Source organism: Mixta mediterraneensis (assembly GCF_014946725.1).
GTDB lineage: Bacteria > Pseudomonadota > Gammaproteobacteria > Enterobacterales > Enterobacteriaceae > Pantoea > Pantoea mediterraneensis.
In genome coordinates this window covers 291397-303503 of sequence record NZ_JACFXY010000005.1, presented here as the reverse complement: position 1 = coordinate 303503, position 12107 = coordinate 291397, and the positions used below count along the sequence as shown (strand labels likewise).

The following is a 12107-nucleotide window of genomic DNA, read 5'->3' as shown; positions in this document are numbered from 1 at the left end:
GTATTGACAAATAACGAAGGCTGGTATGCCAGAAAGCGTGCGTATTGCCTGAAAACCCGGTCAGCTACAGAGTCACTCGTCCTGAAGCTGATTTATTCAACAAAGCCCTGTCAAGAGAACATGGCCTTTCATCAGGAACCTTAAGTAATGCGCTTATAAGACCCTGGCCGCGTGGCGAGGAAATTATTGCCAGTGCTATTGGCCTGCCGCCTGAAGAAATATGGCCAAGCCGATACCGCTCAAAAAGATACCGGGTCCGTAAGCGAAATACTATCAGCCCTGACTTCTTTGCTGTTTAAGGTCTGATATATCAACAGGAGCAGTGAAAGCTATATATAACATGGCAATACCGGGGAATTCATCGAATAATAAAAAACTATTGGCATCCAGGCGAGCAACTCGCTCATCGTGGGGATATTCGGATGTAGTGATACAGTCGATACTCAGCAAATTTTCCTGGCAACAGCCCTTCTTTATTCCTGGCGAGCAGGTTTAGCGATTCTACATTGAGGCCAGAGGAGAATAGTATGACTAATGTATTGCGAGTGCTGGTTAATTGCGGCATCTCCTGCTGACTGTTGTTTTGCATTGCTAGTGTGCGTTTGAGAGAATTTTCCGCTACCAGGAAGAAAAGTCTATACATCATTACTTAACGTGCTTTCGCTCAGAAAAACGTTCATATGTGCAATGACATGCGGAATCGTTAATCCTGACATTAAAATCGGTGCTATCGCTCCTGCCAGGTATTTTATCTGTCATCTCAAATAGTTTTTGAATTACAGGCGTTATGAGAATATTGCAATAAATCATTTCAAAGTATTTTAACTGACGCAGCCAGAAAAGGAATTACTGACTTGCAATAGAGAATAGTCTGCTGAAGTTATCGCTTGTTTTAAGATAAATAAATCATTGTGTTTAGCAATAGCGAATATCCAAAGTGCCGAGTAGAGAGTGTTATTAATTTAATACAGACCAGCCTGTCTGTGCATTACAAAGTTAATACATGGATTAGAAAGCATCTTTCTGCCAGTGACAGGAGTAGCGGCGATAAACGCGCAATAGAGAAATTTCTATGGATGATGTTAAATTATTACGTTGGATGGGTAATGCTCCCAACTTACTGATTTAGTGTATGATGGTGATTTTGAGGTGCTTGCGTGGCTTCCATTTCCATCAGATGTCCTTCCTGCTCCGCTACTGAAGGCGTGGTGCGTAACGGCAAAAGCACTGCCGGACATCAGCGCTATCTCTGCTCTCATTGCCGTAAAACATGGCAACTACAGTTCACTTACACCGCCTCTCAGCCCGGTACGCACCAGACAATCATTGATATGGCCATGAATGGCGTCGGATGTCGCGCCAGTGCACGCATTATGGGCATTGGCCTCAACACGGTTTTACGTCACTTAAAAAACTCAGGCCGCAGTCGGTAACCTCGCGCATACAACCGGGCAGTGATGTGATTGTCTGCGCTGAAATGGACGAACAGTGGGGCTACGTCGGTGCTAAATCACGTCAGCGCTGGCTGTTTTACGCGTATGACAGGATACGGAGGACGGTTGTTGCACACGTCTTCGGTGAACGCACTCTGGCCACACTGGAGCGTCTTCTGAGCCTGCTGTCGGCCTTTGAGGTCGTGGTATGGATGACGGATGGCTGGCCGCTGTATGAATCACGCCTGAAGGGAAAGCTGCACGTTATCAGCAAGCGTTACACTCAGCGCATTGAGCGACATAACCTGAATCTGAGACAACATCTGGCAAGGCTGGGACGGAAGTCACTGTCGTTCTCAAAATCGGTGGAGCTGCATGACAAGGTCATCGGACATTATCTGAACATAAAACACTATCAGTAAGTTGGAGTCATTACCCGTTGGATGGTGGCAGTATTCTTTGCTCTAAAAAGAATTATCTTAAAGTTATAGTGAAACTTTTTGTTTATATTTATTACATTAAAGTGGCTGGTTAATTAAGGGGTAACTAACCAGTCACTGTATTGAGCTACATTAACCCGTGTCGTTGAGGGCGAAATATACGGCACGCAGTCAGATATTTTTACCCTGATAGCCAGGAAATTCCGTCACCTGCCGAGTCCTGTTAGAGCTAAGCTTATCCATAATATTGCATCATATAGAGGCAGTCAGCACGCATTGTTGATGCCGCGTGCAAAGATGTCGATTATTTTAGCGCGTTGTTGCTGAGTGGTTAATAAATTTCAATGACCAGATCACATTTGGCGTGACTCTTATAAAATCGTCACGTCCTGACGAAAGGCACATGCCGTTTCTAATAAATTTATCAAGATAATATAGTAATGAAAAATAAATATTATTTTATGGCGCTAATCATCTGCGTTCAATTAAGTTAATCGCACACATAAACAGAAGAGTTGAGCGAGGCTGTATGGCAACCGGGTATCGCCTCGTTATTGTAAGCGTCCCTTGATTGTTAATGATAAAAGAAAGACCACGCCGAATTCAGCTTCCAGTGAGAGAAATAACTTGCCGTAATAATGCATTTCTCTGGAGTGGATGAACGTTTACCTGGGTGAGTTTCAAGTGAGTATTATTAGCCATCGTGCACGGAAAAATATTGCTTGTATTGTACTATTTCATTATGTTTTTACGCTTTTGGTTTTACTTTTCCCTGCTGGACTCAAAGCTGCTCATCAACCGGTAAAAAAAACGGTCGACTCTATCAGCTATGTTCTCTATCAGAAGCCAGCCAGCAAAAGCTGGCAGGACGTCCGTAATGAACTGTCGCTGCAAATAAGCGATATCGAACGCTGGCAACGGGTGCTGGCACAGCAATATGGTCTGTACTTCCAGTCATCATCCCTGTTACCCGCAGATGCACGCTTAGCGCAGGTTTACCCGCGCGTAACTCTGGCGGCCATCGCTGAGCGGGAGAGCCTGAGCGATTTTGCCTGGCGTTACAGGCTTTCGCCTGAGCAATTAATTAATCTCAATCGCCATGTAAAAAGCCCCTCACAGCTTGCGGATTTGTCGGGGCAGTGGGTGATTGTGCCTGATGAAAGACGTACGTCTGACACCGGAACCTCTGAGGGATCGGAAAAGCTACGCGATATTCTGGGATCGTTCTGGCAGTCAGCACAGAGCAATGGTGCCATCAGCAGCGCACGTACTCAGGCGCAGAATGCCGCAAGCGCATTCCTGACCACCGAAGTGGAAAACTGGCTTAATCAATCGGGTGCGCGTTCGCGCGTTAGCGCTGGCTTCGATCTGACCAAAGGCAGCAGTGCTGATTTTGGCCTGGACTATTTATATCCTTTTTTTAACGGGCAGCAGGATACGCTGTTTGTTCAGTTAAATGGCCACCGCTGGAACGCGCGTAATACCCTCAATGCCGGCATTGGCTGGCGTCATAATTTTAACCCCCAGCTAGTGGGCGGTGCCAACGCCTTTTACGATCAGGACATCACCCGCCATCACAGCCGGTTAGGGATGGGACTTGAACTATGGAGCGAACGCCTGCACGGGGCAGTAAACTATTATCTGCCGCTTAGCGACTGGAAACGCTCTGATGCTCCGTTTCTGGAGGACAAAGCGCATTACAACCTTTATGAGCGTGCGGCGCGCGGCTGGGATCTGAACGTTGAAGCCGTGCTGTCAAAAAATCTCTCAGCCCGGACAACGCTTTTCCAGTGGTTCGGCGACAAGGTCGATGTGAACGGCAACCGCAGTGAAGCGAGTAAAAATCCTCATGGTCTGAATCTGGGCGTTAAATGGCTGCCCGTGCCGCTGGTGGCGCTGCGTGCAGAACAGCAGTTGATCACTGGCCAACGCAACAACTTTAACCTGGGCCTGGATTTGGTCTGGGAATTTGGTCGCACCCTGTCGGAAATGCTCGATAGCAGTCATTCGCAAGCGATGTCCTTACAGGCGTTGTCACGTACCGATTTCGTGCAGCGAAACAATAATATTGTGCTGGCTTATAAAGAGCAGCAGAAGACATGGAATATCTGGTTTGACCCTGCTGAACTTTCTGCCAAAGCGGGAAGTGCTGCTTTTATTAATCAGGTTCGGGGAGGCGGCAATGCGCATATCGTCTATCGCTCTCTACGTCCGGATATCGCCACCGTTGAGAGTAGCAGTGGCCGCGTCACGCCGCTGCGAACCGGTGAAACTACAGTTTATGCTGAGCTGTACGCTTCAATGAAAGATGTCCGCCCTTCGGCCACTGCGCAATATCGCCTGAGCGTACTGCCGGGCGACTTCGCGCCATCTGTTAGCGAGGTTGCCATTGAAGGCGAAGCGCTGATTGGCAACACCCTGACCGGCCATTATCGCTACCACTCGAATCAGGGCGAAGAAGAGGCTGAAGGTGGTTCATTGCAGCAGTGGTTCCATACCGACAACTTGTCTCAGCCGCTGGCGCGGGGTGCGTATTATCAGGTAACGGCTGATGATCTGGATAAGACACTCCTGTTTCGGGTTACCCCCGTTAATAAGAATCAGCAACATGGCGAGCCTGGAACATCGCAGATCGCCGGTCCTGCTCAGCAACTGGTGGATCTGCGGCTCAGCAACCTTGAAGGTGGTATGCAGATCGATGAAACAACGATCAAACTTGCTGCGACTGAAAGTGGAAATGTGAAACTCAGCGTGCGTGCCATAGACGAAAAAGGTAATCCGCTTGCTGAACGTCCGGTGTGGTGGTCCTATCAGGGCATACTGGGGCAGCTCAGCACGGCCCAAAGTCTCACTGATTCGCAGGGAAACACTGAGGTCGTTCTGGAAAATGTCAGCGGCCCTGCTGAAGACACGATTGTTGCCTCATTGTTAGCACCCAAATTGGTATTGACAGCAGACAAGGATGCCGGGCAGACGATGCCTAAACTACTTAAGTTAAAGCTGAAAGTGATGATAGTGCATCCCAGCATTCAATTGGAAGCACAGGACGCGTCGCTGGTCGTTCCTGGCGATACCCCTGTTACCTTCACGGCAATATTGAGTGAAACGCACGGTTTAGGTATAGCAGAGCGTCAAATCCGCTGGCTGAGCAATGGTGCAGAAGTCGGCACATCTATGACCGACAGCGATGGAAAAAGCGACATGCGCTTACCTGTTCCAACACACTATGGCGACGGGATATGGCGTGTTGAAGCGCAGCTGTCAGATGAAGGGCGTCTTGCGGAGTTCGCTGTGCCTTTACATAAAAAAGAGGCTCCGCCGCTTTCAGCCAGCGATATTACGGTAACCTACAGCCCGGAACTACAAAGTAAAACGTTGATGCCAGAGGGCGGCAACGGAGGCCAAATGATCTTCAGGTCTTCGGACAGCGAGGTCGCGACGGTAGATGCAAAAGGTGTGATGACTTTCCACAATGTCGGTAAAACTACCGTAACTGTTAGCCAGACCGCCACTGAATCCCTGGTAAGCCCAGCGGATCTGCAGATCAACGTTGAGGTGCAACCGGCATCACCTGAAGTCAATGTTACCCTTCTGCCCACCATGCTGGCGGGCGCTACACAGCAGCTGGACGTGAGAAGCGACAGCGACGGTAGCGTAACGTGGCGCATTGACGCCGGTAAAGATCTGGCAACGATTAATAAAAATGGTCTGTTGTCTGCCACGAAATCAGGAAAAGTTAACGTTAGCTGGGTGCAGCAGGCAACGCGTAATTACCTGGCGGCGATCCGCACCTGGACGGTGACGGTAAATAAAAATGCAGCTGGCGCACTGACAGCAGAGCCAGTTTCCGTGACTTACGGCGACGCCCCCAGCGCCCTGGTGGTGAGCGGGGGCAACGGCGGTGCGATACGCTTCACCACTGCCGACAGCGGGGTGGTGACGGTGGATGACCGCGGGATGCTGACGTTCCGTAACGCCGGTAAAACCACGGTGACCGTCAGCCAGGCGGCGACAGACTCGACTGAAGCGCCGGCTGATTTGCCGGTCAGTATCGAGGTAGGCCGGAAAGTCCCTGCGTTCAGCGCCACCCTCAGTGAGCATATGCAGGCAGGGGCCACGCAGCAGCTGAAGGTCACCAGCGACAGCGACGGCCAGACGCGCTGGAGCATTAATGAGGGCGGGGACGCTGCATCCGTTGATGCAAACGGCCTGCTGACGGCCCACAAGGCGGGTCAGGTCAGCGTGACCTGGACGCAGCAGGCGACGGATAACTACGTCAGTGCGGCGAAAACCTGGACGGTGACGGTAAATAAAAATGCAGCTGGCGCACTGACAGCAGAGCCAGTTTCCGTGACTTACGGCGACGCCCCCAGCGCCCTGGTGGTGAGCGGGGGCAACGGCGGTGCGATGCGCTTCACCACTGCCGACAGCGGGGTGGTGACGGTGGATGACCGCGGGATGCTGACGTTCCGTAACGCCGGTAAAACCACGGTGACCGTCAGCCAGGCGGCGACAGACTCGACTGAAGCGCCGGCTGATTTGCCGGTCAGTATCGAGGTAGGCCGGAAAGTCCCTGCGTTCAGCGCCACCCTCAGTGAGCATATGCAGGCAGGGGCCACGCAGCAGCTGAAGGTCACCAGCGACAGCGACGGCCAGACGCGCTGGAGCATTAATGAGGGCGGGGACGCTGCATCCGTTGATGCAAACGGCCTGCTGACGGCCCACAAGGCGGGTCAGGTCAGCGTGACCTGGACGCAGCAGGCGACGGATAACTACGTCAGTGCGGCGAAAACCTGGACGGTGACGGTAAATAAAAATGCAGCTGGCGCACTGACAGCAGAGCCAGTTTCCGTGACTTACGGCGACGCCCCCAGCGCCCTGGTGGTGAGCGGGGGCAACGGCGGTGCGATGCGCTTCACCACTGCCGACAGCGGGGTGGTGACGGTGGATGACCGCGGGATGCTGACGTTCCGTAACGCCGGTAAAACCACGGTGACCGTCAGCCAGGCGGCGACAGACTCGACTGAAGCGCCGGCTGATTTGCCGGTCAGTATCGAGGTAGGCCGGAAAGTCCCTGCGTTCAGCGCCACCCTCAGTGAGCATATGCAGGCAGGGGCCACGCAGCAGCTGAAGGTCACCAGCGACAGCGACGGCCAGACGCGCTGGAGCATTAATGAGGGCGGGGACGCTGCATCCGTTGATGCAAACGGCCTGCTGACGGCCCACAAGGCGGGTCAGGTCAGCGTGACCTGGACGCAGCAGGCGACGGATAACTACGTCAGTGCGGCGAAAACCTGGACGGTGACGGTAAATAAAAATGCAGCTGGCGCACTGACAGCAGAGCCAGTTTCCGTGACTTACGGCGACGCCCCCAGCGCCCTGGTGGTGAGCGGGGGCAACGGCGGTGCGATGCGCTTCACCACTGCCGACAGCGGGGTGGTGACGGTGGATGACCGCGGGATGCTGACGTTCCGTAACGCCGGTAAAACCACGGTGACCGTCAGCCAGGCGGCGACAGACTCGACTGAAGCGCCGGCTGATTTGCCGGTCAGTATCGAGGTAGGCCGGAAAGTCCCTGCGTTCAGCGCCACCCTCAGTGAGCATATGCAGGCAGGGGCCACGCAGCAGCTGAAGGTCACCAGCGACAGCGACGGCCCGACGCGCTGGAGCATTAATGAGGGCGGGGACGCTGCATCCGTTGATGCAAACGGCCTGCTGACGGCCCACAAGGCGGGTCAGGTCAGCGTGACCTGGACGCAGCAGGCGACGGATAACTACGTCAGTGCGGCGAAAACCTGGACGGTGACGGTAAATAAAAATGCAGCTGGCGCACTGACAGCAGAGCCAGTTTCCGTGACTTACGGCGACGCCCCCAGCGCCCTGGTGGTGAGCGGGGGCAACGGCGGTGCGATGCGCTTCACCACTGCCGACAGCGGGGTGGTGACGGTGGATGACCGCGGGATGCTGACGTTCCGTAACGCCGGTAAAACCACGGTGACCGTCAGCCAGGCGGCGACAGACTCGACTGAAGCGCCGGCTGATTTGCCGGTCAGTATACATGTCTTGCTCAAAGCACCGCCTGTTCCTGCTCCGCAGGAAGGAGATATGCTATTAGGGAATACTTTTAAAGTATCGCTGACAGGGTTGGGGCTGGCAAATGATGATATTGATGTGACATGGATGACAGACAAAGGTTATAGCTGGTACGGCAATTCAGAACTCAGAAATGGTGTCGCAAGCTTCCGGGCTTGGGACAAGCAGCTTGTTGGTGCAAGGTTGTATGTCAGGGTAACCAGTAAAAAGAACCCGACATTGAGCACCACCTCACAGTTTACTACTGCCATTAAACCTGTTACCTGGCATATCGCTCAGATAAAACATTATTACTATTTGAAGTTTGGCAGTGGCTGGGTATATGAACCTCAAGTTTATGTTGTTAATAACAGAAATATGCCAGTCGAGGGTGTAGAGGTTTGCTTCAAGAATACAGGTTTTGGCTGGGAGACATGGAGGCGTGTAACTGGACAAGATGGAACGACACCAGGCATACAGGCGCCAACTAGCAGCGCATATTTCATAGCCTGGATTTGTAAGTCCAGTACAAGACCAGGTAGCCGTGCCTATATGGGCGGTGGTAATAAAAGCTGGTATGACGCATTTTCCGATTGGCAGACAGAGGTACCAGCTGATTAATATTTATGGTTCATGGTCAGGTGATTGAACCGCCTCTTTTTAGTATACCTGACCATGAACGGTAACACGATCTGTCCCTGTGATGGCGGGGAGCTGCATATGTTTATGTGTATAAGTTCCTGAGCCTGTACACGAGATTTTGTAATTTCCTGGTTTTGATATGTTCAATCCATCATCAAAAGCAGGTTAATTTATGGACGAAAAACAGTTGCAGGCTCTGGCTAACGAACTGGCCAAAAATCTCGAAACCCCTGACGATCTCAGCCAGTTTTTGCGTCCCAGGGCAACGCTACGTAGTGCGTTTTCCGCAATGTTGCTGTCGATTTCGGCCCAGCCCAGCTGTTGCTGCAGTGCTGGTTCAGCGCGTCCCACTGCTTCAGCAGATATGTAAACGCCTTCGCGGTATCTGTAGAGCGCTTTACCGAGATTGCCTTTAAGGATTTTGTATCTGTACTCCAGGATCCATATGAGATGATACTGACAGCGACAGAATACGTGGGAAGCGGATTCATATCTGCTCATGCTATTTACCCCCCTGATTTGCTGGTAACAAACCGGGACAGTATTTAGCATGAGCATTCTACGGGCAAAGCCCCACATGAACGATCACCACCTCCATGGGAGATGGTTTAAGATTGATAACAAAAAAAGGGTATCAGCGTGAACTGATACCCTTTCATGAAGATTTTTATGTTCAATCCTGGATGATGCACCTTCAAATGCAGTCATCGTTGCTTTGAACACCCTCTTCGTTTAGACACCCATTAGAGATCTCATTGCTAACCAGTGTGCTTCGATGTATGGTGCCCGAACCCGGAATCGAACCAGGGACACGGGGATTTTCAATCCCCTGCTCTACCGACTGAGCTATTCGGGCAACGGGGCGCATTAAACCGTAAAGGCTGCGGGTCGTCAACGGCTTTCATGAAAAAACCTGGGGAAACGTGACTGATTGCCTGAATTTCAGGCAAAGGTGATGAAACATCAGGCTAACGCGCCATTTTTACGACACAGCGCGATACTTAAAACATCTTCCGCCAGGCTTTTCGCGATATTCACATCCTGCATATGGCGCTTCACCAACAGCTTGCTCAGGCAGCCTTCAAGGATCAGCTCCATCTGGTCTGCAACCATGCTCGGGTTATCTAACGCCAGCGCCACTAAAACATCATGGGTGAACTGCCATGACGCACGTTTCTGCTGCTCTGCCAGCTGATGTATTGGCTGATCGGATTGTGGATAGAAACTACAGGCGGCAATAAACAGGCAGCCGGGAAAACGTCCAATACTGACTTGTTCGCTCAATACCTGATAACGTGCCATCAGTTTTTGTTCGTGGCTCAGCGCATCATCTGACAAAATTTGTTGCCGCCAGGTATCAATTTGCTGGCCGTGATAGCGCAACGCATCGTATAACAGGGCGTCACGATCGGGCCAGAACCGCTGCAGTTGTTCAACGGAAAACGTACTATCGTCCGCCAGTTGTTGTAGTGATGTGGTAGCAGCAAGGCCGTTTTGTTCAAGCACGTTCAGCGCATGTGTCAATACCGATCGAATTCTGACCCACCCTGCCAAAGTAAAACTGACCCACCCCCTTTGAATCATTCGAGCGTTGTTGCTTTCGTTTTCTTCTGGAGTTGACCGCTTTTCAGCTTATCTTTCAGTCGATAGCTTTGGCCGCTGATTTGGGCGATATGCGCATGGTGAAGCAGCCGATCCAGCATCGCTGCCGTCAGTGTCTCGTCATCACCAAACGTTCCGGACCACTGCGTAAACGGCAGGTTGCTGGTCAGGATCACGCTGCCTGACTCATACCGTTTAGCGACTACCTGGAAGAACAGGTTCGCCTCCATTTTACCGAACGGCAGATATCCCACTTCGTCGATGATCAACAGCTTAGGTTTACCTACGACGCGGTTCAGGTAGCCCTTCAGGTCACCCTGACGATGTGACGCCATCAGTTGCAGCATCATGTCGGCGGCGGTAATGAACCGAATGCTTAAACCCGCCATCGCGGCCTTATAGCCAATGGCGGTCGCCAGGTGCGTTTTGCCGACGCCAGAAGGCCCGAGCAGGACAACGTTCTCCTGACGTTCGATAAATGTCAGACCCGCCAACTCCTGGATCTGACTTCGTGGAACGCCACTGGCATAGGCGTAATCGAACTGCTCCAGTGTTTTTATCACCGGCAGGCCTGATAACCGCAAAATGGTCTGGCGACGCCGTTCGTTCTGGCCATCATGCTGGAGCTGCAAAACGGCTTCCAGGAAGTCGGCATGCGTGCCGCTGTTGTCGATGGTCGCCTGTGCCACACCCGGCCACTCTGCCGGCAGGCGGTCGAGCTTGAGTTGCTCGCAGAGCGCGGCAATACGATCATGTTGAAGGTTCATGCTGGCACCTCGAGCAAGGCCTGGTACGTTGCCAGAGGATGTTGCAGGCTCTCGGTCGGCACCGGACGCTGGCTGAGCGCTGGGACAGGTGCAGGCAATGCCAACGTGACCTTCGGTAACGGCAATAGCGCAGCACGCTCGCGCGGCATGCGCTGCTCAGGCGGTACGCCTGTGGTGCCATGCACTCGTGTGTTCGCGACGGTGACCAGCCACTCGCCGATGCGTGTGTTGGCAGCAGGTACATCCAGTACCAGCCCGGCCTGCCGGAAGGTCGCGGTAAGAGGCACGATAAAGCTGTTCTTGAGGTAATGGTTAAACCGCTCAACCTTACCCTTGGTCTTGGCGCGATAGGGTCGGCAGACCTTGGGAGTAAAGGCATACTTCTCGGCGACGTGCATCAACTGCGGGTTCCAGCGATGCTTACCGGGGCCGTAGACATCGCGCTCAATGATGATGGCCTTGGCGTTGTCGAACAGCAGCTGATGCGGCGTCCCGCCGAAGAACCTGAGCGCAGACTCAATGCCGTCACACCAGGCAGCGGAGTCCTGGTTGCTGTAAAACTTGACGAAAGTCGCGCGGCTCCAGCCCAGCGTGGCGACAAAGGCCAGCAATGGGTTATGACCGAGTCTGATGATGGTGAAATCAACTTGCATCTGAAAGCCAGGCTCGGTCTCGAAGCGTGTTACCTCTTCAGTGACGGGCTGCTTAATGGGGTGCAGGAAAGCGGTCAGCATGCTGTAACCACCCTCGTAACCACGCTGACGGATCTCGCGCAGCAGCACACTGGCGGGGATCCCGAGGGGGCCGGCAGCGGGCACCCGCCCCAGGATATAGGTCTTGAACGGGTCAAGCTTGCAGGGTCTGGGTGCGCGAGGCTTGTAGCGCATATCCGCTACGGGCAGCGGGCTACGAATATATCTGCGAACGGTCTCACGAGAGCATGAAAGCTGGCGCGCGATGGCGCGTATCGACATGCCCTGACGGTGTAAAACACTAATCTCCACTCTGGTCTCCAATGTCATCATTGGCAGTGCCTTAAAACTGCCATTTTTACCCTAGGTGGGTCAGATTTACATCGGCAGGTGGGCCAGTTTTACATCGGTAGCGACACGCATGCTCGAGTATTTGTTCACGTTGCAAGTGATTCTCCT

At 52.7% G+C, this 12107-nt stretch carries 6 protein-coding genes, 1 tRNA gene and 2 pseudogenes; 3 read left to right on the top strand and 6 right to left on the bottom strand.

What is annotated here, in order from left to right; all coding sequences use genetic code 11:
* Positions 1–44: 44 nt before the first annotated feature.
* From H2P46_RS11875 to H2P46_RS11865, 3 genes are all read left to right on the top strand, one after another.
* Positions 45–299: a helix-turn-helix domain-containing protein gene (locus H2P46_RS11875; protein ID WP_193405247.1), complete on the top strand. Its 255-nt coding sequence runs from the start codon at positions 45–47 to the stop codon at positions 297–299.
* A gap of 858 nt (positions 300–1157) precedes the next feature.
* Positions 1158–1855, top strand: a protein-coding gene (locus H2P46_RS11870; protein ID WP_239952247.1) for an IS1 family transposase whose coding sequence is annotated in 2 segments (ribosomal slippage) — positions 1158–1407 and positions 1407–1855 — 699 coding nt in all. Because the reading frame shifts where the segments join, the coding sequence is not laid out codon by codon here.
* Between the two features lie 774 nt (positions 1856–2629).
* Positions 2630–8566, top strand: a complete 5937-nt coding sequence (locus H2P46_RS11865; protein WP_193405246.1) for an inverse autotransporter beta domain-containing protein — start codon at positions 2630–2632, stop codon at positions 8564–8566.
* A gap of 261 nt (positions 8567–8827) precedes the next feature.
* Here H2P46_RS11865 and H2P46_RS22975 read toward each other — a convergent pair.
* The 6 genes and pseudogenes from H2P46_RS22975 to istA form a co-directional block, all read right to left on the bottom strand.
* A pseudogene (locus H2P46_RS22975) lies at positions 8828–8982 on the bottom strand (IS66 family transposase); the annotation flags it as partial.
* A pseudogene (locus H2P46_RS11855) lies at positions 8972–9088 on the bottom strand (IS200/IS605 family transposase); the annotation flags it as partial. The pseudogenes H2P46_RS11855 and H2P46_RS22975, both read right to left, overlap by 11 nt.
* A 279-nt stretch (positions 9089–9367) precedes the next feature.
* Positions 9368–9443 (bottom strand) — tRNA-Phe (locus tag H2P46_RS11850).
* Positions 9444–9550: 107 nt separating this feature from the next.
* The gene (gene dicD / locus H2P46_RS11845) at positions 9551–10171 is read right to left on the bottom strand and encodes a division control transcriptional repressor DicD (protein ID WP_193405245.1); all 621 of its coding nucleotides are present in this window, start codon (positions 10169–10171) and stop codon (positions 9551–9553) included.
* The gene (gene istB / locus H2P46_RS11840) at positions 10168–10956 is read right to left on the bottom strand and encodes an IS21-like element helper ATPase IstB (RefSeq protein WP_193403211.1); all 789 of its coding nucleotides are present in this window, start codon (positions 10954–10956) and stop codon (positions 10168–10170) included. The genes dicD and istB overlap by 4 nt, the downstream gene beginning before the upstream one ends.
* On the bottom strand, positions 10953–11981 hold the full coding sequence (istA, locus tag H2P46_RS11835) for an IS21 family transposase (protein WP_193405244.1): 1029 nt from the start codon (positions 11979–11981) through the stop codon (positions 10953–10955). Before istA ends, istB begins: the two co-directional genes overlap by 4 nt.
* Positions 11982–12107: the final 126 nt, after the last annotated feature.

Coding starts and splice junctions, on each gene's coding strand:
- dicD (WP_193405245.1), bottom strand. CDS start 10,171: ATGATTCAAAGGGGGTGGGTCAGTTTTACTTTGGCAGGGTGGGTCAGA.
- istB (WP_193403211.1), bottom strand. CDS start 10,956: ATGAACCTTCAACATGATCGTATTGCCGCGCTCTGCGAGCAACTCAAG.
- istA (WP_193405244.1), bottom strand. CDS start 11,981: ATGATGACATTGGAGACCAGAGTGGAGATTAGTGTTTTACACCGTCAG.